Below are 24,915 nucleotides of genomic sequence, written 5' to 3'. Positions count from 1 at the left end.
AGCGCGTCAGCTTTCCGGGCGAAGTCATCCATCAGCCACCAATATCATCCGACGGCCGTCATCATGTCTGGAACGGCCAGCTGGTGATCGGAGGTCATATGCCGGACAGTGCCGCTGAACGGAAGCTGGCAGAGCAGCTGGGCGACATCCGCCCTGAGCTGGTCGATGCCTATCTCGCCGCTCTGCCCGAGGCCCGGTCCGCGGTGCTGGCACGGCTGTGGCGGGGGTTCGTCCACGAGCCGCTGCCCTGGATCGTGGGACGCGTTTCCGGGCGGGACGGTATCAGCTTGCGACTTGCGGACGGGCGGCTGCTGCACGGCCCGCCGTCGGACCCATGGGCCACCGGGACGGCGGTCGCCCGCGTGGAGTTGGACGGCCGCCCGTTCGACCATCCGGCCCACCTGCTCACGGCCCTGGCCGTACCCGGTGGCGGGCGTTTCGCCGGCGAGCTCGATCACAGCGTCGCCTCGATGGCGCTCTCCCGCACCGCCCCGCACCCCGCCGGGCCGCCCGCGACGCCGTGGGAGTGGGAGCAGCGGTCACCGGACGGGCACCCCTACCACCCCGCCTGCCGGTCCCGTCCGGGCTTCTCGGCCGCCGAACAGCTCGCGTACGCACCGGAGCACCGGCCGGTGGTGGGTCTGCGGCTCGCACCGGTGGCCGACGCCATGGTGCGCGGCCCGTGGCCGGCGGACCTGCGCGACGGCCGGTTCGTGCTGATCCCGGTGCACCCCTGGCAGGCGGAGCACGCCCTGACCGGACGACCCACGCGGCCCGGCCCGAACGCCCGTCCGCTGCTGTCCCTGCGAACGCTCGACCTCGGCGGGAGCATCCACGTGAAGACCGCGCTGAGCGTCCAACTCACCTCCGCGGTACGCGACATCTCGGCCTACTCGGTGGAGCACGCGCTGACCACCTCCGAGATCGTGGAGCGGGCCGCGGAGCACCTCGGAGGCCGACTGCACATCGCGCGGATCCTGGCAGCGGCAGGAGACGGCACGCCGGATCTGGCCGCGATGCTGCGTCAGTCCCCGTACGCGTACGCGGGGCCGGGAGAGCAGGTAGTGCCGGTGGCGCAGCTACCCGCATGCTTCGCAGCGCTTTCGGCCGACGAACGACGCGACCGGATCGCCGAGTTCGCGCGCCTGGCCGTGGGGGTCTGCCTGGACCTGCTCGACCTGGGCGTGGCCCTGGAAGCGCACGGGCAGAACCTGCTCGCCGTCCTCGACCGGCAGGGCCGAGCCCGGCGACTGGTCTACCGTGACCTCGCCGACATCCGGATCAGCCCAACCCGTCTGGCCCGCCACGGACTCCGGCCGCCGATGACCGGTCGGCTCCTGGACGACGATCCCACCACCCTGCGCCGCAAGGTCTTCGGCTGCCTGCTCACCGGAGCGCTGGGCCCACTGGCCGGAGACGCACCAGGCCTCGGCGCGATCCTGGCAGCCGCCAGCCGAGGCCTCCCGGCGACCCCCGACCTGCAAGCCCTCGTGAAGGACCCGCTGCCGGTCAAGGCCCTCACCTCGATGCGGCTCGCTCCCGAAGGCGACCACTGGGCACAGCTGCCCAACCCGGCCCTGCTCTGCTGAGCCCGCAGCGGTGTCCCCGCCGAGGATGCCGGAACCGCGCCGGGGTGGTAGCTCTTACTTCCCGGGGACGGTCTGATTCAGGCCAGTGAATGACATGTTCACGACAGTAGAGTGATCTCCTCGTAACTGTACGTGCCAAGAGCGTCATGCTGTTCCTACGGAGACGACCCCGGCCGCCGGGGCGCACCGGCGGCCCCTCGCCGCACCGGCGCCGACGCCCCCCGACCGGTGGTTGCCGTTCCATCCGATGAGCAAGTGACGCACCGTCCGCCCTGATCGAGGTGGACATGGAGCCACTGCGGACCTCACCTTCCTGACCAGAAAAGGGGATTGGCTGATGCTGCCCGCCATGTCACAGCACGACCGGGAAAGCTTCCTCGCCGACCGGCGAATCGGAGTCCTGAGCGTCGCGGATCCCAGAGAAGGCGACCGCGCGCCGCTGAGCGTGCCGGTCTGGTACGGCTACGAGCCCGGAGGCGAGATCCTCGTCCAGACGGGGCGCGAGACGGTGAAAGGACGGCTGCTGCGCGCCGCGGGCCGCTTCAGCCTCTGCGTGCAGGACGAGCGGCGGCCTTACCGGTACGTGAGCGTCGAGGGGCCCGTCGTCGCGGTCGAGGACCCGGTGCCGCCGGCCGTCCGTGACGCGCTGGCCCACCGCTACCTGGACCCGGACGAGGCCCGCGGCTACCTCGACGCCACCGCCGAGCAGCTCAAGGACGACATCCTGTTCCGCCTGCGCCCCCAGCGCTGGCGGACCGCCGACTTCGCGGCCTTCGCGGCCGACTTCACCGAGCCCGCCGATCCGCCCGCCGACAGCGCGGACTGACCCGGCCCACTGTCGGCACCGGCACGGCACCTCAGCCACAGTCGCAGCCGACGAAGCCGACTTCTTGAGAAGGACCAATGACCGATACCGATGTTTCGTCACGCCTGATCCGCATCCCGGCCGCCCGTCCCGCGGCAGGCGCCTCCTTCCCCGACTACCCGCAGGACCTCACCCTTCCGGAGCTCTTCGCCCGGCAGGCGGCCGCGCACCCGCACGCACCGGCGGCCCGGTACCGCGACCGCACCCTCAGCTACGGCCGACTCGACGCCGGATCGACCGCCCTGGCGGCCCGACTGCTCGCCGCCGGCATCGCACCGGGCGAACCGGTGGGCGTGTGCGGCAGCCGCTCCCCGGAGGCGCTGATCGCGCTGCTGGGCATCCTCAAGGCCGGCTGCGCGTACGTGCCGCTCGACGACGACCTGCCCCCGGCCCGCCTGCGGGCCATGGCCGAGGACGCCGGGCTGCGCGCCGCCGTCACCCTGCCCGGCGCCGTACGCCGGGTCCGCGGGCTGCGGGTGAGCGTCCCGGCCGTGGTCGACGGGGAGGCCACACCGGGGCCCCTCCCGATCGCGGGCGCCCTATCCGCACCCACCGACTGCGCGTACGTCGCCTTCACCTCCGGCACGACCGGCCGCCCCAAGCCCGTGGCGATCCCGCACCGGGGCGTCGTCCGCCTCGTCCTGTCCGACCGCGAACTGCCCCCGCCCGGGCCCGGCGACCGGATCCTGCACGGCTACGGCCTGTCCTCGGACGCCTCGACGATCGAGATCTGGGGCGCCCTGCTCACCGGCGCCTGCCTGGTGATCGCGGACCGCGAGGAACTCCTCTCGCCGACCGCCCTGGAGGACCTCCTCCACGCCCAGGGCGTCACCGTCGCCTACCTGACCACGAGCGTCTTCCACCTCCTCGCCCGGACCCGCCCGCACGCGATGGCCGGCCTGCGATTGGTCTCGGCCGGCGGCGAGGCGATGGACCCGCGGCTCGCGAACGCGGTCCTCGCGGCCTGCCCCGCCACCACCGTGGTCAATTTCTACGGCCCGACCGAGAACTCGGTCGTCTCCACCGCCCACCGCGTGCGCCCGCTGCCCGAGGACGCCGCGCACGTCCCCATCGGCCGCCCGTTCGGCGCCACCACCTGCCACGTCCTGCGCGCCGACGGCACACCCGCGGCGCCCGGCGAGGAGGGCGAGCTGTACGTCGGCGGGGACGGACTGGCCCTCGGCTACCCGGGCGACGAGCAGTTGACCGCGGAGCGGTTCGTCCACCTGCCGCAGGTCGAACCCGGCGGACGCCTCTACCGCACCGGCGACCGGGCCCGCTGGAGCGCCGACGGTCTGCTGGAGTACCGCGGCCGGGCGGACCGCCAGGTGAAGCTGCGCGGCGCGCGCATCGAGCTCGATGAGGTGGAGTCGCGTCTGCGCGCCCACCCGGCCGTGGCCGAGGCCGTCGTCGAGGCCGACGACGGCGCGCTGACCGCCTACATCACCGCCGCCGCCCCCGGCGGTGACCTGCCCCTGCCCGAGCTGCGCGGCTACTGCGCCCAGTGGCTGCCCCCGCAGGCCGTCCCCTCGCTGGTCGCCCTCGACCACTTCCCGGTGACCAGCGGCGGCAAGGTCGACCGCAAACGGCTGCGCGCCGCCGCCCATCCCGCCACCGCTGGTCCTGCCACCGCTGGTCCTGCCACCGCTGGTCCCGCTGACGAGACGCCGCCCGAGCACCCGGGCGAAGGGCTGACCGCCCTCCTCGCCGGGATCTGGCAGCAGGTGCTGCGCACCAGGCCCGCCCCCGAGGACGACTTCTTCCACCTCGGCGGCGACTCCCTGCTCGCCTCCGAGACCGTCACCCGCACCCTCGCCGCCCTCGGCCTCGACGCCGCGCTCAGCTCCGCCCTCATCAGGGCCCTGCTCACCGCGCCCACGCTCAAGAGCTTCACCGACGCCGTCCGCGCCGCCCGCGAAGGTTCCCCGACCGGCGCCGACGAATCCACCGTCGACTTCACCCGCGAAACCGAACTCGGCTTCCGCCTCCCGCCCGCCCAGGGCCCCGCGCCCTGCCCCCGGGACCCGAAGGACGTCCTGCTCACCGGCGCCTCCGGCTTCGTCGGCGCCTTCCTCCTGGCCGCCCTGCTGCGCCGCACCGCCGCCCGCGTCCACTGCCCCGTCCGCGCCGCGAGCCCCGCCCACGCCGAACAGCGCGTGCGCACCGCCCTCGCCCGCTACGGCCTGCACCTCGACGAGGCCGACTGGCAGCGCGTGACGTGCTTCCCCGCCGATCTCTCCGAGCCCGCCCTCGGACTGCAGGCCGACCACCGTGGTGAACTCGCCGACCGCCTCGACCTGATCGTGCACAACGGCGCCCAGGTCAACTTCCTCTACCCCTACGAACAACTGCGCGCCCCCAACGTGGACGGCACCCGGGAGATCATCCGCCTCGCCGCGTCCCGCCGCGTCCCGGTCCACTTCCTGTCGACCGTCGCCGTCGTCGCCGGCTCCGGCGCCGCCGGGGTGCGCGAGGTCGCCGAGGACGCCCCACTGGCCCACGCCGACGGACTCACCATGGGCTACGCCGAGAGCAAGTGGGTCGCCGAGGGAGTGCTGCGCCAGGCGGCGGCGCAGGGACTGCCGGTGGCCGTCCACCGCCCCTACGAGGTGACGGGCGACCAGGTGAGCGGCGTGAGCAATACCGAGACCGCCATCTGCTCCCTCTTCAGGACGATCGCCGAGACCGGGCTGGCCCCCGACATCGCCCTGCCGATGGACTTCGTCCCGGTCGACCACCTCGCCGAGGCGGTGGTCCACATCGCCACCCGCCAGGACGCCGACGGCCGCACCTACCACCTCACCAACCCCCGACCCGCGATGCTGGCGGACGTCATCGAGCGGATGCGCGCGGCCGGCTGCGCGGTCCGCACGCTGCCCTACCAGCAGTGGGTCGGCGAGCTGGTCCGGCACGTCGCCGCCAACCCCACCAGCGCCACCGCCCCCTTCGTGTCGCTGTGCGTGGACCGCAGCCGCACCGCCGACATATCCGTCAAGGAGCTGTACTTCGAGGGCACCTTCCCGGTGCTCGGCCGGCACAACGCCGAGACCGCCCTGGCGGGCAGCGGACTCCACTGTCCGCCGGTCGACGCCGCCCTGCTGGACCGCTACCTGGAGTACTTCTTCACCTCCGGCTACCTGCAGCGCCCCGCCACCACCCAGGAGGGCATCCGATGACCGACACCGCCATCCCCGCCCCCATCCCCGTACCCGAGGTGACGCCCGGCACCGCCGGACCGCCGTGCGCCTACGCCCGGCTGCGCGCCGAACAGCCCGTCGCCAAGGCGCAGTTGCCCAACGGCGAGACCGCCTGGCTGCTCAGCCGCTACGAGGACGCCCGCGCCGCCTTCGCCGACCCGAGGCTCGTCCGGCCCCTGCTGTCCGCCTGGCCGCCCGTCGAGGGCGACGACGCACCGCCGCCGTGCCTGCCGACCTTCCTGGAGATGACGGGCGATCACCACGAGCGCGTACGCCGCGCCGTCCTGCCGCTGTTCGGCCGCGGACGCCTGGAGTTCATACGGCCCCGCATCCGCGCCATAGCGCAGGAGCTGATCGACACGATGACGGCCGCCGCACCCGACCGCACGGCCGACCTCGTGGCCGCCTACGTCGAACCGCTGCCGCTGCGCGTGCTGTGCGAGACCATCGGCCTCCCGCACGAGGACCGCGACCGCTACCTCCCGCACACCCTCACCCTGCTCAGCGCCGCCGGGCTGACCACGGACGAGATCCTCGCCGCCCTGTACGCCCTACAGGACTACGCCTCGCAGCTGATCGCCCGCAAGGAACAGGAAGACAAGGGACAGGAAGGCAAGGAACAGGAGGACGCGGACGAGGACTACATCCGCCTGCTCCTCGCCGAGAGCCGCCGCCCCGGCAGTGAGCTGACCAGGGACGACGTCGTCAGCTTCGTCGTCACCATGCTCATGGCCGGCTACAAGACCAACATGCAGCACACCGGCAACGCCCTGCTCACCCTCCTCACCCACCCCGACCAGCTCCGCCGGCTGCGGGACCAACCCTCCGGGATCCCCACCGCCGTGGACGAACTGCTGCGCCACGTCCCGCTGATGAACGCGATCAACATCCTCGTCGCCGAGGAGGACCTCACCCTCCATGGGCAACACATCCGGGCCGGTGACGCCGTCGTGCCGGTGCCCGCCTCCGCCAACCGCGACCCCGAGGCGTTCACCGACCCCGACCGCCTCGACCTGACCCGCACGCCCAACCCGCACATCGCCTTCGGCCACGGCCCGCACGCCTGCACCGGCGCGCACCTGACCCGCATGCAACTGGCCACCGTGATCCAGGTGTTGCTGGAGGAGCTGCCCGGCATCGAACTCGCCGAGCCCGCCGAGTCGCTGCCCTGGGACGAGACCACCCCGCTGCGCGCTCCCGCCCGCCTGCCGGTGCGCTGGTGACGACGGCATCCCCGCCCCACACCTCCGACTCCGCTCAGAAAGGACCGCGCCACGTGAGCGCACCCCAGGCTCCCGCCACCACCGACGGCGCCCCGGACGGCAGTTCCCTGCCCCGCTATCCGTTCAGCACCGACGGCGACCGCCTCGCCCCCGAACTGGACGAACTGCGCAGCCGCTGCCCCGTCGCCCGGGTCAGGACCAACTCCGGCGGCGAGGCGTGGCTGGTCACCGGCTACGACCTGGCCCGCGACGTCCTGCGCGACCGCGCCTTCGCCCGCTCCGTGCTCGGCGAGGACGACAGCCCCACCCAGGACGCCCCGATCCTGGCGCCCGAACTGATGGACGCCATGAACCACCTCCAGCGGGCCGGGCTGCGCGACGAGGTGCTCGCCGCGCTCGGCCGCAACCAGCCCGAACTGCCCGCCGACTGGGTCGCCGAGGTCACCGGGCAAGGCCTGGAACGGATGGTCGCCGAGGGCGCGCCGGGCGACCTTCAGCGGCACTTCGCCGAGTGGGTCGCCGCGCAGTGCCTGTGCCGGCTGCTCGGCCTGCCCTTCGAGGACCGTGAGTGGCTCGCCGAGCGCGCCGACAAGGACCTCACCATGGCGACGTACTCCGACGAGGAACTCGCCGTCAACTGGGAGGAGATCCGCGCCTACATGGCGGCCTTCATGGCCGCCCGCACCCCCGGGCGCCCGCGCGGCCTCGCCGATCGGCTCGCCGATCTGAACGCCCTCCACCAGGGGCTGGACGAACGGCAGTTGTCCAACATCGTCGCCGTGCTGTTCGTCAGCGGCTACGAGGACTTCGCGAGCTTCCTGGGCGTCGCCGCGGTCAACCTCCTCCAGCACCCCGAGGCGATGGCCACGCTGCGGGAGAGCCCCGAGGCGACACCCCGGCACGTGGAGGAACTGCTGCGGTGCAGCGTCGTCCTCGGCAACGCGATCCCGCGCTTCGTCACCCAGGACACCTCCCTGGGCGGTGCGCGGGTCAAGACCGGCGACCTGATCCTGCTCTCCCTGGACGCCGCCAACTTCGACCCCGACGCGTTCGCCGACGCCGAGCGGTTCGAGCCCGCCCGCTCGCCCAACCCCCATCTGCGCTTCGGTCACGGGCGCCACCACTGTCCCGGTGCCCACCTGGTGCGCCGGCAGTCCGACGTCGCCTTCCGGGTCCTCCTCCAGCGCTTCCCCGGCCTGCGCCTGGCCGTGCCGGCCGCCGAGGTCCCCTGGCACCCCAACCGGATGGCCATCACGGCGGCCGCCGTCCCGGTCACCTGGTGACCTGACCCGCGCCCTGGTTCGGGCAGTCCCACCGTCCGCCGGTGCCACGAGGCCTCCTCGCGGCACCGGCCGGCGCGGCACCGGGCTGGGGAGGTCCGCGTGGACCGGTTCGGCGCTTCCCTCGCGCAGGGAGGCGACGTGGCGCCGGAACCCGGGGGGTGGCGGGCATGGGGGCGATCGTCTTCAACATGACCACGGCCGCGTCGATGGTCATGACGGTCAACCGCGGGCCCGGCGTGGTCGGCCGGCACGAGCCCACCCGGCGGTTCCCGCAGGCCGTGACCGCCGTCGCCGGACCGCCGTAACGCCTCAGACCGTGGCGTGCGCGAACAGCCCCGCGTGGCGGGCGATCGCTCCCGCGTGGTCGGCGCACCACCGGTAGCAGCAGGACAGCAGCACCAGGTCGGCGATGTCGTCCGGGTCCGTGTGGTACTCGTGCAGCAGCAGTTCGTACAGCAGCCGCTGCCGCTGGCCGATCTCGTGCAGCTCGGTGAGCACGTCCGCCACCGCCTCGGGCGCCCCGGACTCCAGCACCTCGGCCGCCCGCGCGACCAGGTCCAGCGCCGCGTCGGCGATCCCGCGCAGCGGGGCCAGCAGCCGCTCGTCGAACGGCTCCCGCTCCTGGCGCGCCCAGGCCGCCTCCAGCAGCCGCTGCACCAGCTGCCCGAGAGCCTCCACCTCGCACCCGACATGGACGCCCACGACAGTCCCGGCCCGGCCGCCGAGTGTTCCGGCGGCGTCCTCCTCGATCCGGGACCGCAGGTCGGCGAGGGCCTTCTCCGCGGCCGGGATGCCGTCGCCGTCGCCGGCCGGACCGGTCAGTACGACCGTCGCGCCGCCGAGCGCGGTGTGCGCCAGCCGTACCAGGCAGGCCAGCTCGCCGATCAGCACGCGGTAGCCGCGGTCTGCGCCGTCAGTCATCGCGGTCACTTCCGTCCTCCGGCCCCTCGACCAGTGTCTCCCCGCCGACGCGGGCCGTCACGGCGCTCGAAGCGGCGCTGTCCCACTGCGCGGGCGACCGCCGGAAGCGGAGACCGCAGTGACAGGTGGGGCGACTGACAAGAGTCCTCAGAGCTCCTACGAGCCGCCGCGCACCCCCGCCGGGTCGACCGGCGGGGGCGAGTCCCAGCCCCGGTACGACGCGCTCACCGGGAGCGCGGGGCGGCGTGGCGCACCGCCGGTAGCCATCTCTTCTCATCGGTAGCGCGTAGCGACCGTGGCGGGCCGCGGCCGCCCCGTGACGGCGGGCGTGAGCGGCCGCCCGGTGTCGCCCGGGACCGGGGTCAGCCGAGCTCGTTCTTGTACACGACACCGCCCTTGACGATGAGCCGCAGGTTGCGTTCGGGCTCGGCGAGGACGGACAGGTCCGTGGTCGGGTCGCCGTCGACGACCAGGAGGTCGGCCCACGCGCCCGGCGCGATGACCCCGAGCGGCGCGGCGCGGTAGGGGTCGCGGCGGCCGGACAGGCGGAACAGCTCCGCGTTACCGGAGGTGGCCATCTTCAGGGCGCCGACCGGGCTGAGGTACCGGCCGAGCCGGACCAGCATCTCGGACTGCCGGTGGGCCTTCGCGGGGTCGAGCACCAGGTCGGTGCCGAACGCCAGCCGCACGCCGTGTTCGAGTGCCCAGCCGAAGGTGCGGGCGACGCCCTCACACACCTCGCGGTTCTTGCGGTCGCCGTCCGCGGAGGCGTAGTGGTGGTCGTCGACCTCGAACGGCTGGGTGCTCAGCCACACGTTCCGCTCCGCGAGGTAGCGGATGGTGTCCTCGTCGGTGAGGTGCCCGTGCTCGATGCAGCGCACCCCGGCCTCCACCGCGCGGCGCACTCCCTCCGAGGTGTAGACGTGCACGGTCACGTAGGTGCCCCAGTCGGAGGCCGCGGCGACCGCCGCCTCCAGTTCAGCCGTGGTGAACTGCAGCACGTCCAGCGGATCGAACTCCGAGGCGACCCCGCCGCCGGCCATCACCTTGATCTGGGTGGCGCCCTTCCTCAGCTGCTCGCGCACCGCCGCGAGCACCCGCTCCGGCCCGTCGGCCATCCGGGTGAACCCGATCTGCTCGGTGCGGGCCTGCGGCCCTCCCAGGACGGTCGGGACTTCGTGGACCGACCCGAAGTCGCCGTGGCCGGAGGTCTGGGAGACGGCCGCCTGGCTCGGGTAGATCCGCGGGCCCGGAAACAGTCCGCGGTCCAGGACCCGCCGCAGTGGCTCGGTGTCACCGGCCATGTCCCGCACGGTGGTGAAGCCCCGCATCAGCATGTCGCGGGCGGCGGCCAGGGCCTGGTAGTAGACGGTGCCGGTCGGTGCGAGCCGCAGGTCCGCCATGGTGCCGCCGATCGCGAACAGGTGGACGTGGGCATCGGTGAGCCCCGGCATGAGCGTGCCGCCTCCGCCGTCGAGCACCGTCGCCCCGTGGGTGTCGCGCGGGGACGGGTGGCCCGGTACCACCTCCGCGATCCTGTCCCGCTCGATACGGACGTGTCCCGGCACCGCCTCCTCGCCGATCCCGTCGAACACGCGCACGTTCGTCACCAGCAGCCCGGCACCCGGGTCGTCGACACCCATGCCGCCATCCTCGACCGGTCACGGGACCGGCACCAGACGGCACACCCGATCGGCGGCGGGCGGGTAGGGCGGGCGAGGCACGGGAGGTTTGGCGGGTCGGCGGGGGAATCTTGTATGGTTCCTGGCGAATCATCCAGAGGGGTGGAGGGACCGGCCCTACGAAGCCCCGGCAACTCCCCGGTCGACTCGGCGTTCGAAGTACGCGCCGTGCCGTCCGGGATCAGTGCCAACTCCGGCCTGTCGCCAACGTGGCGCGGGAAAGATGAGGAGACACGGTGCTCTCTGTGCTGTCCTTCGCCCGGGCGCTTCCCGCCCCGGCCCTTTCGCGTACCCGTCTCGTGCCCGGCGCAGGCAATCGGCCGACTTCTCCGGCCCGTCCTCGCTGACCGCCCCCCGCTCCCCGCGGGGAGCTCCCGTGAGCCGAACCCACCCGCCGCTCACGGGATCTGAGACTGGAGTACCCATCCATGGAGAACACGAGCGGCGTCGGCGTGCTCGACAAGATCACCTCGATCCTCGGCACCCTGGAGGCCGGGCCGACCACCCTGGCCGGACTGGTCGCCGCCACCGGCATGGCGCGGCCCACCGCGCACCGGCTCGCCGTCGCGCTGGAACACCACCGGCTGGTCGGCAGGGACATGCAGGGCCGGTTCGTCCTCGGCCCGCGGCTCACCGAGCTCTCGGCGGCGGCCGGTGAGGACCGGCTGCTGGCCGCCGCCGGTTCGGTGCTGACCCACCTGCGCGACGTCACCGGCGAGAGCGCCCAGCTCTACCGCCGCCAGGGCGAGGTCCGCATCTGCGTGGCCGCCGCCGAGCGGCTCTCCGGCCTGCGTGACACCGTCCCCGTCGGCGTCACCCTCCCGATGAAGGCGGGCTCCGGCGCGCAGATCCTGCTCGCCTGGGAGGAGCCCGAGCGGCTCCACCGCGGCCTCCAGGGCGCCCGCTTCACCGCCACCGCCCTCAGCGGGGTCCGGCGCCGCGGTTGGGCGCAGTCGATCGGCGAACGCGAGCCCGGGGTCGCCTCCGTCTCCGCGCCCGTCCGAGGCCCGTCCAACCGGGTGGTGGCCGCCGTCTCCGTCTCCGGCCCGGTCGAACGCCTCACCCGCCACCCCGGCCCGCACTACTTCCAGGCCGTCGTCGAGGCGGCCAACCGCCTCAGCGAAGCCCTGCGCCACTCCTGACCGGCTCGTCGCCCCCGGCGCCCGCCGCCCCGCTCAGGCCGCTCACGGGGACGTCCCGGGTCCTCAAAGTCCTTGGAAGGAAGCGGAATTCGCCAGGGCCGGACCCGGGGGGGCGACCGTCCCGCCGGGCGTCGATGACCCAGGGTCCCTGGGCGTACGCGGTGCGTTCTTGAGTGGTTGTGGGGTGAGGGCCCGGGCAGACGGGAAGAAGACGGAAAGGGGTCGGCTGTCGGATGCTGCTGTCGCGGAGGACACGATGCGCCGGGACGGACGGGTGGCGAACTCCCTGCTCGCGCTCCTGAGCCGGGACTGGACGGGAGTGCCGGTCGCGCTGGTGACGGCGGGTGTGGGTGGTGGCCTCGTCGCGCTCGGCACGACCTGGGCGGTGGCGCTCGGTGCTGCGGCCGTGGCTGTCGGTGTGGCGCTGCTGGTCGGGGCCGTGCGGCACCTGGTGCTGGTGGCCCGGGAGGCGGGGGCGCGGCCGGCGCCGGGGTTATTGGTCGAGGTGGGCGGCCATCGGATGCACGTCCTGGGCGAGGGGGAGCCGACGGGCGGGCCGACGGTCGTGTGGATGCCGGGGGGACATGCTCCCGGCGAGGAGTTCGGAGAGCTGCACACGATGCTGGCGGCCCGGACCCGCTCGGTGCTGGTCGACCGGTTCGGCACGGGCTGGAGCGATGTCGGACCCTTCCCCCGGACGACGGCCGTTGAGGCGGAGGAACTGCTGACGGCGCTGGAGGCGGCGGGGGAGCGGGCCCCGTTCGTGTTCGTCGGCCACTCCTTCGGCGGGCTGCTGGTCGCGAACGCGGCCCGGCGGCGGCCGGATCTGACGGCCGGGCTGGTGCTGCTGGACCCGACGCCGCTGGAGGTCATCGCCTTCGCGCCGGCCAACGGGCTGGTCGCGGGGATGCGTCGGCGGTTCCTGCTGACCGCGGTGCGGCATCTCTTCGGTGCACACCGTGACCGGGGCGGCCGGACCGGGCAGGACTGCGCCGCCGCGTCGATCTTCAGGGAGCTCTCGCCGCCCGGTCTGGCCGGGGCGGGCTGGGAGACCGTGGTGTACGACGGGGATCTCGCGGACCTGCCGCTGGTCCTGGTGACACCGCGGGATCTCATCGGCGGTGAGGCGGTGCTGGCCGGCGCCCGGGACGCGGTCGAGGCCGAGCGGATCACCCGCTTCTACCTCCGCAGCCGGGTCCGGTACCTGGCGGCGTCGTCGGAGTCCCGGTTGGTGTACACGCCGGAGGGGACCGGTCACGACTTCCCGCACGAGGCGCCCGAGTTCGTGGTCGGCGTGGTCGGGGACCTGGTGCGGGAGCTGCGGGTGACCAGCCCATGACCGTCCGCCGATGAGCGGAGGACACCCCACGGCCGTCCGTTGATCAGCCCATGACCGTCCGCGCGGAGCCGGCCCGGACGGGGCGTCGGCGCGAGAACGAGCCCAGGTCCACGACGTTGCCGGTGTGTTCGCAGCGGTAGCGGACCGGGTCGCCGTCGTGGTCGTGGCCGGCCTCGACCAGGTCGATCAGGGTCGCGAGGTAGCGGCCCACCAGCGGGGCGTTCTTGAACTGGTTGCCGCTGGTGCCCATGGCCACGTAGTAGCCGTCGAGGGCGGTGCGGTCGTAGATCGGCGTCCAGTCGTCGGCCACGTCGTACACGCCCGCGACCCCGAGCGGCCGGTTGGGAACGCCGATCGCCGGGAAGCGGCGCGCGGCCCGGGTCACCTGGGTCCGGAAGCGGCGGGCGGTGGGTCGCGGGTCGGCCCGGTCCGGGTCGTCGACCCACTCGGGCGGGTCGCAGTCCGGCTCGGTGCCGCCGATCAGGAGGTGCCCGCCGGGTGTCGCGCGCAGGTAGGTGCCGAGGTCGAGATCGGCGACGACGGGGCCGGGGCCGGTGGTGTGCCCGCCCGGCGCGGCGACCTGGTGGACCTCCTCGCGCAGCGGGCGCACGCCGATGGTGAAGTCGCTCCCGACGCCCGCCAGCCGGTTGAGGCCGCCCGACCACGGGCCGGCCGCGTTGACGACGACCGGCGCGGCGATCCGCGTCCCGTCGGCGAGGCGGATGCCCGTCACCCGGTCCGCGTTCCGGTCGACGGCCACCACGGTGTGGTGGAACAGGAAGCGCGCGCCCAGTTCGCCCGCCGCGTCCGCGAGGTTCTGGGCGGCGAGCTGCGGATCGTCGACGAACCCGGCGTCCGGGGTGAACAGCGCGCCGAGCTCGCCGGTGGGGGCGGCGAAGAAGGCGTCGTCGTCCACCGGCTTCGGCGGCCAGTACCGCCCGGGGTCGATCCCGGGAAGGCGCCCGCGCAGCGTCGGGGTGTCCCACCGTTCGTACGGGACGCCGGCGCGGTCGAACAGGGCGGTGGTGTCCGACAGCGCGCTGCCGGGGGCGTCGAGCTGTACGGCGCCGGTGCGGTGGAAGGCCGCGAGCGGACGGCGGCCGGTCAGCCGCAGATGGTCGGGCCAGCAGGTCCAGAGGTGCTGGGCCTCCCAGGCGGTGGCGACGCCGTCGAAGGTGGAGTAGCTGAACCGGATGATCGCGCTGGAGGCGCTGGTGGAGCCGTGGCCGGCTGCGCCCGCCTTGTCCACCACGACCACCTGCCGCCCGGCGCGGGCGAGTTCGAGGGCGACGGCGGCGCCGATCACCCCGGCCCCGACGACCACCGCGTCCGGTCGGCTGGCGGTCATGACGGCCCCTCCTCGGTCGGGGGTGTGCGCAGGCTCGGCACGGAGGCGAGCAGCGTCCGGGTGTACGGGTGGCGCGGGGTGCGCAGCAGGGCCCCGGTGGCGGCGGTCTCGACGATCCGGCCCTGCCGCATCACCGCCACCGAGTCGGAGACGAAGCAGACCGCGGGCAGGTTGTGGCCGATGAACAGCATGGACAGGCCGAGCCGCCGCTGGAGTTCGCGGATCGTGTTGAGGACGGAGGCCTGTACCGAGACGTCGAGTGCCGAGGTGATCTCGTCGGCGATCAGCAGGCCGGGTTCGACGGCCAGGGCGCGGGCGACGGCGACCCGTTGCCGCTGGCCGCCGGACAGTTGCCGTGGCAGGCGATCGGCGAGCCGGGGATCCAGGCCGACGAGTTCGAGCAGGGCGGCAACGCGTTCGGCCAGGGCCCGCCGGTCGAGCCGGTGGAACGCGGTGGCCGCCTCGACGAGCGTCTGGCGGACCGTCATCCGGGGGTCCAGCGCGGTGTCCGGGTCCTGGAGGACGACCTGGACCAGGCGGCCGAGTCGGCGTCGGTCGCGGACGGTGCGGACCCGGAGCTCCCGGCCGTCGAGCAGGACCGTGCCCCCGTGTACGGGGTCGAGGCCGACGATCGCCCGGGCCAGGCTCGACTTGCCGGAGCCGGACTCGCCGACGAGCCCGAGCGTGGTGCCGGACGGGATCTCCAACGAGACGCCGTCCACGGCGGTGACGGGGCCGTGCGGGCCGTGGTGGCGGACGGTGAGGTCGGAGACCTGAAGGGTGGTCATGACGCGGTCACCTTCGCCTCCACCGGTACGGGGTACCAGCACGCGACCCGGTGGACCGGGTCGAGCTCCTCCAGCGGCGGGGCCTGCTCGGCGCAGTGGTCCCGGCGGCGCGGGCAGCGCGGCTCGAACGGGCAGCCAGGGGCGGGCGCGAGCGGGTCGGGCGGGGCGCCCTCCACCGTGGGCAGCGGCCGGTCGCGGTCCGCGGTGAGGTCGGGCACCGACTCGACCAGGGCCCGGGTGTAGGGGTGCCGGGTGCCGCCGGCGAGCCGGTCGGCGGGCAGCTCCTCGACGATCGTCGCCGCGTACATCACCAGCACGCGGTCGCAGAACTCGCCGACCAGCGCGACGTCGTGGCTGATGAACAGGACGGCGGCGCGGTTGTCCCGGCGGATCTCGGACAGCAGCCCGGTGATCTGCCGCTGCACGGTGACGTCGAGCGCGGTGGTCGGCTCGTCGGCGATGATCAGGCCCGGTCGTACCATCAGCCCGGCCGCGATCATCACGCGCTGCCGCTGGCCGCCGGAGAGCTGGTGGGGGCGTACGCGCAGCGTCGCCGGGGGGAGGCCGACCCGGCGCAGGGCGGCGGCGGCCTCCGCGGCGGCCTGGGCGCGGCTCGCGCCGCGATGGGCCCGGACGGTCTCGGTGAGCTGGGTGGAGACCCGCAGCGCCGGGTTGAGCGCCGAGGCCGGGTTCTGGAAGATCACCGCCAGGCCGGTGGCGAGGTGGTGGTCGCGCTCCTTCGGCGTCATGGCGGCGAGGTCGGCGCCGAGCAGCCGGAGGGTCCGCCGGGACACCCGGGCCCGCTCCGGGAGCAGGTCGGCGATCGCGAGCGCGGTGAGCGACTTGCCGGAGCCGGACTCGCCGACGAGCCCGACGATTTCGCCAGGCCGCAGCGACAGGCTCACCCCGCGCACCGGCCGGATCACCCCGTCCGGGGTGGGCAGTTCGACGCCGAGGTCCTCGACCTGGAGCACCAGGCCCTCCTCGGCGGGCCCGCTCGGCGCGACCGGCCGCGGGGCCGTACGGGTTGCCGGGCCGCGCCGGGCGACGCCGCCGGCCATGACCTCGCCGAGCAGCTGGAAGGTCACCGCCGCGTAGAGGATGGCCAGGCCGGGGGCGAGGGCGGGCAGCGGCTGGGCGTAGATACGGTCGAGCCCCTGATTGAGTAGCTGTCCCCAGTCGTAGCCGGGCGGCTGGACGCCCAGGCCGAGGAAGCTCAGCCCGGAGAGTGCGACGAGGGAGGTACCCGCCGCCGTGGTGGTGCTCAGCAGCAGCGGCTCGGCGATGTTGGGCAGCACGTGTCGCCACAGCAGTCGGTGCCGGCGCAGGCCGAGCACCCGGGCCGCGGCCAGGTGGTCGGTGCCCGCGACGCCGGCGGCGAGCGTCTGGGCGAGCCGGGCGAAGCCGGGGATGCCCGCGACGGCGAGGGCGAGCATCGCCTGGCCGGCGCCCGCGCCGAACACCACCGCGAGGAAGAGGGCGACCAGCAGCGCGGGGAAGGCGAGCAGCAGGTTGATCAGCGCGGTGAGCAGCCGGCGGGTGCGCTGGCCGACGACGGCGGTGGACGCGCCGAGCAGTACGCCCGCACTCGCGCCGAGCAGGGTCGCGGCCAGCGCGAGCAGCAGGGAGGGCCGGGAGGCTGTCAGGACCCGGGCGAGCACGTCCCGTCCGAGGTTGTCGGTGCCGAACGGGTGCGCCGCCGACGGGCCCCGCAGCACCGCCGAGGGGTCGGGGCGGTCCGCGGCGGTGCCCCACAGGAGCGGGGCGGCCAGCGCGAGCACGACCAGCGAGACGAACATGGCGGCCGCGACCCAGGCCATGGGGGAGCGGGGGTACCGGGTGGGAAGGCGCATCGGATCCTCAGCTCTCCCGGATCGCCGAGCGGGGATCGAGCAGCGCCAGCAGCACGTCGACCAGGAGCCCGGAGAGCAGCACGGTGGTGCCCAGGACCAGCACCATCGCCTGGATCACCGGGTAGTCCTGAGTGACCACGGACTGTGCCATCGCCGAACCGATGCCGGGCCAGGCGAACACCTTCTCGACCAGGACGGTGCCGGCGATCATGGCGGGCAACAGGCTACCGGCGATGGTGAGCGCGGCGGTCGCCATGTTCGGCGCCGCGTGCCGCAGGTAGCGGCGGGCGGGGGACAGGCGCTTCCCGCGGGCGGTCCGCAGGTAGTCCTCGGACAGCACCTTCAGCGCCTCCACCCGGACGATCCGCACCAGGACGGCCGTGGGCGCGAGGGAGAGCGCGAGGACCGGCAGCACGAAGGATTCCACGCCCGCCGCACCGGCCACCGGGAGCAGTTGGAGGCCGACGGCCAGCAGCGCGGTCAGGCCGGCGGCCAGGACGAAGTCCGGCACCCCGGCCAGTCCGGCGGTCACTGCCGTGAACGCCAGCTCGCTGCGCGGGTGCCGGCCGTCCTGAGTGCGGACGGCGGCGAGCAGTCCGCAGGGCAGGGCGACGGCGAGGGTGACGAGGAAGGCCAGGCCGGCGATCTCCAGGGTGGCCGGCAGCCGGGTGCGGACCAGCTCCGCGACCGGTGTGCCGGTGACCAGCGAGGTCCCGAGATCGCCGTGCAGCAGGCCGTCCAGGTAGTGCCGGTACTGGGACGGGAAGGGCGCGTCGAGCCCGAGTTGGTGCCTGCGGGCGGCCACCAGGGCGGGCGCGGCGTCGACGCCGAGGGCGGCGCGGACCGGATCACCCGGGACCAGGCGGATCATCGCGAACGACGCGGTGAGCACGATCCCGAGGGACAGGAACAGCCGGACGGTGCGGCGGCCGAGGAACACCGTCCACGGGTGCCGCAGCAGCTGGGGTACGGACATGATGGGCCCCGGTCACTGGTGGAGGCGGATGCTGGTGGGGACGAGCTGGCCGCCGAAGGTCGTGGCGAAGGTGGTGCGGTGGCCGTACACGGTGCTCCGGCCGTCGGCGATCGGCAGGGCGTCGGCCGAGCGCAGGAGCGCGGCGGAGGCCCGGTTCCAGGTGCCGCAGCCCGCCGTGTCGGCCTCCTGGAGGGCCTGGGCGACCAGGGCGTCGTACTCGGGGTTGGCGACTGCGGCGAAGTTGAGGCCCTGGGTAGGGGTCGGCCCGGAGAAGAACGGGATGAAGCCGACCGGTAGCGCGAAGCCCGGGGTGCTGCCGACCACGATGTCGAAGTCGCCGGTCTGGTACATCGCGTTGACGAGGGCGGGCAGGCCCTCGGTGACCTGGGTGACGTCCGCGCCGAGCGCCGTCCAGGTGCGGGCCATCAGCTCGGCCACGGACGGCAGGGTCGGGCCGATGTCCGAGCTGGTGATCAGGCGCAGCCGGAGCGGGTGGCCGTCCTTGGTGAGCGGGCCGTCGCCGACGCGGGCCCAGCCGGCGGCGCGCAGGGCCTCGACGGCGTCCTGCGCCGGCAGGTTGGCGTCGGCGAGGTCGGCGTGGCAGACGGCACCTTCGGCGCCGAAGTCGGTGGCGGGCCGGCCGGTGCCGCCGACGGCGACGTTGGCGAGCCCTTGGCGGTCGAGCGAGGAGACCAGGGCGCGGCGCAGCGCCGGATCGGCCAGTGGGCGGCCTGGGCGCTGGCTGAAGAAGGTCAGCCCGACCACGGTCGCCACGTCGGCGGCGGCCAGGCCGTGGCCGGTGAGCCGGGCGCGGTCGGGGCCGTTCACGCTCGCGATGTCGATGCCCCCGGTGAGCAGCAGGTTCGCGGCGGTGGAGGCCTGGGGCACCACCGAGAGGACGATCCGGGCCGGTAGGCCGGGCTCCGCGGTGGTTGCCCCGGCAGGTCCCCAGCGGTAGCCCTCGCGGACGGTGAATTCGTAGGGTCCGCCGGGGGTGTAACGGGTGAGCACGTACGGGCCGGTGCCCTGGGTGGTGCGGTCCAGTGACTGGGGCCGGTCGAGGCCGGCGGGGCAGACGATCGGCAGCAGGCCGAGGGTGCGGGTGAGGAACGGGAACGGGGCGGCGGTGGTGGCCGACACCGTGCCGGCCCGGTCGTCGGCGCTCGCGGTGAACGGCACGTTCGGCAGGACGGTCTGGGCGCCGGCCAGCTGGTTGGCCGGGTCACCCGCGTAGGTCAGTGCCCGGGCCACCGCGGAGGCGGTGAGGGGGGTGCCGTCGGAGCAGGTGATCCCCGGGCGGAGGGTGAAGGTGGCCGTGGTCGTGGTGGCCTGCCAGGACGAGGCCAGGCCGGAGACCACCGCGCCGTCGGGGGCGACGTTGACCAGCGAGTCGTAGGCGTAACGGGCCTGGGCGGCGCCGAAGGCCGAGTACGGGTTGAAGCTCGGCGTCTCACTGGACCCGGCGATCCGGACGGTCCCGTGGTCGACGAGCGGGGTGCTCGTCGAGGATCGGGCGGTGCCCCCGCAGCCGGTCAGGGTGACGGCCGTGGCGGTGACGACGGCCGCCAGGGGGACCGGCAGGGTGCGACGCGACATGGCGCCATGGTGTCACCGGGTTGGGCCGATGACGAGTCAACTTATATGTGTGACAAGCATGTTCGAATGATTGGAGTCGCCTTCTGCCTTGGCCGGGAGCCGCGAGAGCGTCAGGGTGGGCCTGGTGCTATTCACCCTTTCGAGGGGTGCCCCGCCCGGGTGCCGTGAACCGGGTGACCGGGCGGCCCCGCGTCGTCACTATGGCCGCATGAGGACGAACGAACCGGGCCGGGAGATCGGCCGCCTGGCGGACCGCTACTGGGAGTTCCTGCTGGAGCGCGACCCACTGCTGAGAGTGCGCCAGGGCCTCCCGGTCGAGACGCTGCCGGGGGCGACGCTCGCCGAGGCCGAGGAACGGGCGGAGTTCGCGGAGGGTGTGCTGGGGCGGGTCCGGGCCTTCGACGGCGCAGAGCTGTCGGGTGCGGACGCGGACACCGTCGCGTTCCTCGCCGGACTGGCCGAGCAGGAGCTGCGGAACGGTCGCTGCTACTGGCTCACGCCCGCGGCCACGCCGTACCGGCTGTTCCCGCTGTCGCAGTACGTCGACGCGGTGCTGCGCCCCTTCGTCTTCGCCGAACCACCGGATGCCGAACGGTACTTGACGCTGCTGCGGGAGCTGGCCCGGGCGGTCGGGTCGATCGCCGACAAGGCGGCGGAACAGGCCGCCCGCGGCTTTCGGATCCCTGCCCCGGCCCTCGCCGGCGCGTGCGCCACCGCCGCCGGTCTGCGGGCGTCGGTGGGCCGCCGGGTGGGGCCGTCGGACGATCGGCTCGACGGACTCGGTCAGGGCGTCCGAGGTCAACTCCGTGACGGCGTGGAGCGGTTGGTGGCGGACGCGCTGGAACCGGCCTTCGACCGTCTGCTCACCGTGCTCGACGATCCGGCCTATCTGTGTTCGGCGCCGCAGACCGTCGGCTGGGCGCAGTACGAGGGCGGGGAGGAGGCGTACCGGGAGTTCGTCCGGGCCCACACCGGGGGTGACGCGTCACCGGAACGGCTCCACCGGCTCGGCCGCGAGCAGTGCCTCGAACTGGCCGAGCGGATGCGGGAGTTCCGGACCGTCCTGGGATTCTCGGGCGCCGAGAGCGAGTTCCACGACCGGCTGCGGACCGAGCCCCGGCTGTACGCCCGGACGCCCGAGGAGGTCGAGGCCCGCTACCGCGGCCACCTCGACCGGCTCGCCCCGCGGCTGCCGCAGTGGTTCGCCGTGCTTCCGGCGGCGCCGTACGGGCTGGCGCGGCTGGATCCGGCGCTGGAGGCGGGAATGACCTTCGGGTACTACGAGCTGCCGACCCCGGCCAGCCCGGTCGGACGCTACCGCTACAACGGCTCGGACCTGAACCGGCGCTCGCTCCTGGGTGCGGCCTCCCTGATCTACCACGAGCTGGCGCCGGGGCACCATTTCCACCTCGCCCGGCAGGCGGAGAACCGGGAGCTTCCTCAACTGCGCCGCGAGGTGGCCGAGTTCGGCGCGTTCAACGAGGGCTGGGCCGAGTACGCGGCGGGCCTCGGCTGGGAGGCGGGCCTCTACGACGACCCGTGGGACGCCTACGGGCGCCTCGCCCAGGAGCGGTTCACCGCGCAGCGGCTCGTGGTCGACGCCGGGCTGAATCTCGGGACGATGAGCCTCGCGCAGGCCCGGGACTTCATGCGCGCCAACACCACCGAGGCGGACGGCCAGATCGCCTCGGACCTGCTGCGCTATGCGACCGACCTGCCGGGGCAGGCGCTCTCCTACCGCGCGGGCTTCCTGGAGTTCGGCCGGCTGCGGGCCCGGGCGGAGGCCGACCTGGGCGCCAGGTTCGAGGTGCGGGCCTTCCACGAGGCGGTGCTGGGAGGCGGTGCGCTGCCGTTCCCCGGCCTGCGGCGGCGGGTAGTGCGTGAACTGGGCATTCAGCATTGATGTGCAAATATGGCAAGCCTTTCCTGTGATGGGTGCACGTATGGCAATCCGTAGCGGCCGGGGGCATGGATAACACTCGCTTGAGTGAAACCCGCCGGGACTGTTTGGTCTCGATGCACATGACTGGTCTACGGTGGCGGAGAAGCGGGCGGCGTGACCCCATCGACGAGGAATTCGGCCCAGCGGGAAATCCGGCAAGGGATTCGAGAATTCCGGAAACGGGTGCTTCCGTCCGCTCGGCTGTGCGTACTCCGGAGTCCGCAGTACCCGGGGCCCCGTCATTCGTCTGCGTAGAGAGGTTGGAGCATCATGCCGCCCGTAGTCCCGCCGTTCCTGGTCGGTCTCATCGTCGCGCCACTGGCCAAGCGTCTCCTCAAGCCGCTGGTGCGCGGCGTCGTCAAGACGTCCGTCGGTATCGCCATGGAGGTGAAGAAGGCGGCCCATGAGGCCGGGGAGAACATCCACGACCTCGCGGCCGAGGTGGCCGCCGACATGGTGGCGGCGCAGGTCGCCTCCGGTGACGGCCACCGGCCCGCCGAGGCCGCCGTCCCGAACGGCGGGACCGTCCCGAACGGCGGGAGGGACGAGGCCGCCGAGCGGGCCGAGGTCGAGGCGAGGGCCCCGAAGATCCGTGCGACCGCCGGGGCCGGCGCCGGCCCCGGCAAGGCGCACTGACGCCCTTACTCACGGCTCCGCCCGCCGCTTGGGCGCGTCCTCCGACCGACCTTGGAAGGCGTGTCCACGCGGCGGGTCCGTCGCGGGCCTTTCGGCCGCACCACTCCCCCCTCCAGACTTTCCACTCCGTCGCAGTAATCCGCCGTGCGCAGGAATTCCGCCGCGCCCACTGACGGACCAATCCGCGACCTCCGCAAACAGGTGATCGTACACATGCCATCTCTGCTGGGTGCCGCAGCCGGATATCGCACCGTGGATTTGGACGTGAGTCCGCGCTCGGTCATTCCTGGCCGCCAGCGCTGGGACGTCAAGCTGGTACTCGGACGGCCCCGGGCGGCCGAACTCCTCGCCGCAGTCCTGCGCCGCGTCCCCGGGATCACCGAGGCACAGGCCAGTCCGATCACCGGCGGGGTCCTCGTCCGGCACGACGCGCGGGTGCGCGCCGCAGACGTCGGCCGGATCGTCCGCAGAGCGGTCGCCCTGGTCGCGGAGGGGCCGACCAGGACGGCGCGGCCCGCGCCGGCCCGGCCCGCCGGTGAACCGGCCACGCGTGCGGACCGTGGCCTCGTCGTGCGCCCCGTCCTCGCGGTCGGCGGCGGGGTGGCGGCCGGCATCGCGCTGATCCGCGGATCGGCGCTGAGCAAGCAGCTGGTGGCCCTCGGCGGAGTCGCGGCCGCGACCGCGGCCGTGCTCCGGAAGGCCTGGCACGGAGCGGTCGACACCACCCGGGACCTCTCCGGGGCCGAAGCCGGAGCCGATCGACACGCCCTGCTGGAGATCGTCGGGCCGCACCGGAAGCGCCTCTACCGCGCCTCCGCACTCTCGGTCGCCTGCCAGATCTCGGAGATGGCGCTCGGCACCTTCCTCGGCTGGACGGCACTGGTCCTCATCAAGGGGGAGGCCTCACCGCTGGTCAGCCTCGGTCTGACCACCGCGTCCGCCCAACTCTGGGGCCTGGCCGGGCTGGTGGCCGCCGCCTGCGCCGCCGTGGCGGGCCTGTCGTACGCCTCGAACCTCCAGTGGCGCGGGCTCGGCCAGGACATCGAGCACAACTGGCGGGGCCTCACCTACGCGCACGTGCAGCACCTCGAACTGCGGCACCTGGAGGGCGAGCGGACCAGCCGCGTCGCCGGTGCGCTCACCGACGACGTCGGCCAGCTGGGCACCTTCTTCGCCACCTCGGCCAACGACGTGCTGCAGCTGGGCACCAGCCTGGCCCTCCTGGTGCCGGCTTTCCTGCTGCTGGCCCCGCAGATCGCCTGGATCGCGTTCCTTCCCATCCCGGTCATCGCCTGGCTGTCGCTGCGCTACCAGGAGAAGGTCGCGGCCGACTACGCCGTCTCCGGCGAGCGCCGGGCCAGGCTGCACAGCCAACTGGTCAACACGCTGGAGGCCGGAGCCACCGTCAAGAGCTTCTGCACCGAGGACTACGAGGCCGAACGCATCCACGGGCTGAGCGAGGCGGCCCTGGAGAGCAACCGGCAGACCGATCGGAGCACGATCCGCCACGCCGAGACCGTCCGGGCCTGCACGACCGCCTCGATGGCCGGCACCCTGCTGATCGGCGGCCGGTCGGTGCTCAACGGCAGCCTCCGGTTCGAGGTGTTCAACCCGCTCATCGGGCTGCCCCAGATGGTGCTGGTGCGGATGAACCGGCTCGGCGGCATCGTCGACCAGTACCAGCGCACGCTGGCCGCCTACGACCGGGTCCAGCGGCTGTGCGCCCTGCCCGTGGAGACCGAGGGCACCGGCGAACCGCTGGACGCCGACAAGGTGCAGGGCGAGATCGTCCTCGACGAGGTCACCTTCGCCTACCCCGGCCGGCCGCCGGCGCTGGACGACCTCTCGCTGACCATCCCCGCCGGGCGGACCACCGCCCTCGTCGGCGCCACCGGCTCCGGCAAGACGACGATCGCCAAGCTGCTGATGCGCTTCCAGGACGCGGAGTCCGGCGCCGTGCTGCTCGACGGCCGGGACGTGCGCGACCTGCCGCGCCGGGACCTGCGGGACGCGATCGGCTTCGTCGCCCAGGACCCGTTCCTCTTCGACGGCAGCATCGCCGACAACATCCGCTACGGCAGCTTCGCGGCCTCGGACCAGGCCGTGGTCGAGGCGGCCAGGATGGCCGAGGCACACACCTTCATCTCGACCCTGCCGGACGGCTACGACACGCTCATCGGCGAGCGCGGCGCTGCCCTCTCGGGCGGCCAGCGACAGCGGATCGCCCTGGCCCGGGCGATCCTCAAGGACGCGCCGGTCGTCATCCTCGACGAGGCCACCTCGGCCGTGGACAACGAGACCGAAGCCGCCATCCAGCGCACGCTGCGCGGCTTCGCGGCCGACCGGACGATGGTCATCATCGCCCACCGGCTCTCCACGGTCCGCCACGCCGACCGGATCTACGTCATGGACAAGGGCGGCGTCGTCGCCGAACAGGGCACCCACGACGAACTCCTCGCCCAGCACGGACTCTACGCATCCCTCTGGCAGCTCCAGGCCGGCGAACTCGCCGCCTGACCGGCAGCTAGCCGCGCT

Annotated in this window: 18 protein-coding genes and 1 riboswitch; of the genes, 11 read left to right on the top strand and 7 right to left on the bottom strand. The window is 73.7% G+C overall.

What is annotated here, in order from left to right:
• Positions 1-98 precede the first annotated feature (98 nt).
• The 6 genes from ACZ3UD_RS26465 (at position 99) to ACZ3UD_RS26440 (ending at position 8,462) form a co-directional block, all read left to right on the top strand.
• Positions 99-1,589: an IucA/IucC family protein gene (locus tag ACZ3UD_RS26465; RefSeq protein ID WP_465592584.1), complete on the top strand. Its 1,491-nt coding sequence runs from the start codon at positions 99-101 to the stop codon at positions 1,587-1,589.
• Positions 1,590-1,938: 349 nt separating this feature from the next.
• A complete protein-coding gene (locus ACZ3UD_RS26460; RefSeq protein WP_465592581.1) occupies positions 1,939-2,415 on the top strand; it encodes a pyridoxamine 5'-phosphate oxidase family protein in 477 nt (158 codons plus the stop codon).
• A 77-nt stretch (positions 2,416-2,492) separates the two neighbouring features.
• Positions 2,493-5,630 (top strand): amino acid adenylation domain-containing protein, encoded by a 3,138-nt coding sequence (locus ACZ3UD_RS26455; RefSeq protein ID WP_465592578.1) that lies wholly within the window; start codon positions 2,493-2,495, stop codon positions 5,628-5,630.
• Positions 5,627-6,874: a cytochrome P450 family protein gene (locus ACZ3UD_RS26450; protein ID WP_465592575.1), complete on the top strand. Its 1,248-nt coding sequence runs from the start codon at positions 5,627-5,629 to the stop codon at positions 6,872-6,874. The genes ACZ3UD_RS26455 and ACZ3UD_RS26450 overlap by 4 nt, the downstream gene beginning before the upstream one ends.
• Before the next feature lie 53 nt (positions 6,875-6,927).
• Positions 6,928-8,157, top strand: a complete 1,230-nt coding sequence (locus tag ACZ3UD_RS26445; protein WP_465592572.1) for a cytochrome P450 — start codon at positions 6,928-6,930, stop codon at positions 8,155-8,157.
• Between the two features lie 167 nt (positions 8,158-8,324).
• On the top strand, positions 8,325-8,462 hold the full coding sequence (locus ACZ3UD_RS26440) for a hypothetical protein (protein WP_465592569.1): 138 nt from the start codon (positions 8,325-8,327) through the stop codon (positions 8,460-8,462).
• Positions 8,463-8,466: 4 nt separating this feature from the next.
• Here the strand turns inward: ACZ3UD_RS26440 and ACZ3UD_RS26435 are convergent, their stop codons facing one another.
• Entirely contained in the window at positions 8,467-9,078 is a 612-nt protein-coding gene (locus ACZ3UD_RS26435; RefSeq protein ID WP_465592566.1) for a hypothetical protein, read from the bottom strand.
• A 362-nt stretch (positions 9,079-9,440) separates the two neighbouring features.
• A complete protein-coding gene (locus tag ACZ3UD_RS26430) occupies positions 9,441-10,721 on the bottom strand; it encodes a metal-dependent hydrolase family protein (protein WP_465592563.1) in 1,281 nt (426 codons plus the stop codon).
• A 126-nt stretch (positions 10,722-10,847) separates the two neighbouring features.
• A riboswitch (SAM riboswitch) is annotated at positions 10,848-10,990 on the top strand.
• A gap of 198 nt (positions 10,991-11,188) precedes the next feature.
• Here ACZ3UD_RS26430 and ACZ3UD_RS26425 point away from each other — a divergent pair.
• Together ACZ3UD_RS26425 and ACZ3UD_RS26420 are read left to right on the top strand one after the other, a co-directional pair.
• Positions 11,189-11,902: an IclR family transcriptional regulator gene (locus tag ACZ3UD_RS26425; RefSeq protein WP_465592560.1), complete on the top strand. Its 714-nt coding sequence runs from the start codon at positions 11,189-11,191 to the stop codon at positions 11,900-11,902.
• Between the two features lie 256 nt (positions 11,903-12,158).
• Entirely contained in the window at positions 12,159-13,241 is a 1,083-nt protein-coding gene (locus ACZ3UD_RS26420) for an alpha/beta fold hydrolase (protein ID WP_465592557.1), read from the top strand.
• A 43-nt stretch (positions 13,242-13,284) separates the two neighbouring features.
• Here the strand turns inward: ACZ3UD_RS26420 and ACZ3UD_RS26415 are convergent, their stop codons facing one another.
• From ACZ3UD_RS26415 to ACZ3UD_RS26395, 5 genes are read right to left on the bottom strand one after another with little or no spacing between them, the layout of a single operon-like run.
• The gene (locus tag ACZ3UD_RS26415) at positions 13,285-14,589 is read right to left on the bottom strand and encodes an NAD(P)/FAD-dependent oxidoreductase (protein ID WP_465592554.1); all 1,305 of its coding nucleotides are present in this window, start codon (positions 14,587-14,589) and stop codon (positions 13,285-13,287) included.
• Entirely contained in the window at positions 14,586-15,377 is a 792-nt protein-coding gene (locus ACZ3UD_RS26410; RefSeq protein WP_465592551.1) for an ABC transporter ATP-binding protein, read from the bottom strand. The genes ACZ3UD_RS26415 and ACZ3UD_RS26410 overlap by 4 nt, the downstream gene beginning before the upstream one ends.
• Entirely contained in the window at positions 15,374-17,230 is a 1,857-nt protein-coding gene (locus ACZ3UD_RS26405) for a dipeptide/oligopeptide/nickel ABC transporter permease/ATP-binding protein (protein ID WP_465592548.1), read from the bottom strand. Before ACZ3UD_RS26405 ends, ACZ3UD_RS26410 begins: the two co-directional genes overlap by 4 nt.
• A 7-nt stretch (positions 17,231-17,237) precedes the next feature.
• On the bottom strand, positions 17,238-18,206 hold the full coding sequence (locus ACZ3UD_RS26400) for an ABC transporter permease (protein ID WP_465592545.1): 969 nt from the start codon (positions 18,204-18,206) through the stop codon (positions 17,238-17,240).
• A gap of 12 nt (positions 18,207-18,218) precedes the next feature.
• A complete protein-coding gene (locus ACZ3UD_RS26395; RefSeq protein WP_465592542.1) occupies positions 18,219-19,802 on the bottom strand; it encodes an ABC transporter substrate-binding protein in 1,584 nt (527 codons plus the stop codon).
• A 208-nt stretch (positions 19,803-20,010) separates the two neighbouring features.
• Here ACZ3UD_RS26395 and ACZ3UD_RS26390 point away from each other — a divergent pair, with 208 nt between their 5' ends.
• The 3 genes from ACZ3UD_RS26390 to ACZ3UD_RS26380 all read left to right on the top strand — a co-directional run bounded on the left by ACZ3UD_RS26390 (position 20,011) and on the right by ACZ3UD_RS26380 (position 24,897).
• Positions 20,011-21,705: a DUF885 domain-containing protein gene (locus ACZ3UD_RS26390; RefSeq protein ID WP_465592539.1), complete on the top strand. Its 1,695-nt coding sequence runs from the start codon at positions 20,011-20,013 to the stop codon at positions 21,703-21,705.
• A gap of 309 nt (positions 21,706-22,014) precedes the next feature.
• Entirely contained in the window at positions 22,015-22,380 is a 366-nt protein-coding gene (locus ACZ3UD_RS26385) for a DUF5132 domain-containing protein (protein WP_465592536.1), read from the top strand.
• Between the two features lie 264 nt (positions 22,381-22,644).
• Positions 22,645-24,897 (top strand): ABC transporter ATP-binding protein, encoded by a 2,253-nt coding sequence (locus ACZ3UD_RS26380; protein ID WP_465592533.1) that lies wholly within the window; start codon positions 22,645-22,647, stop codon positions 24,895-24,897.
• Positions 24,898-24,915 lie beyond the last annotated feature (18 nt).

The organism is Kitasatospora sp. NPDC023118, from assembly GCF_055560875.1.
This window is presented reverse-complemented; position numbering and strand designations above follow the sequence as displayed.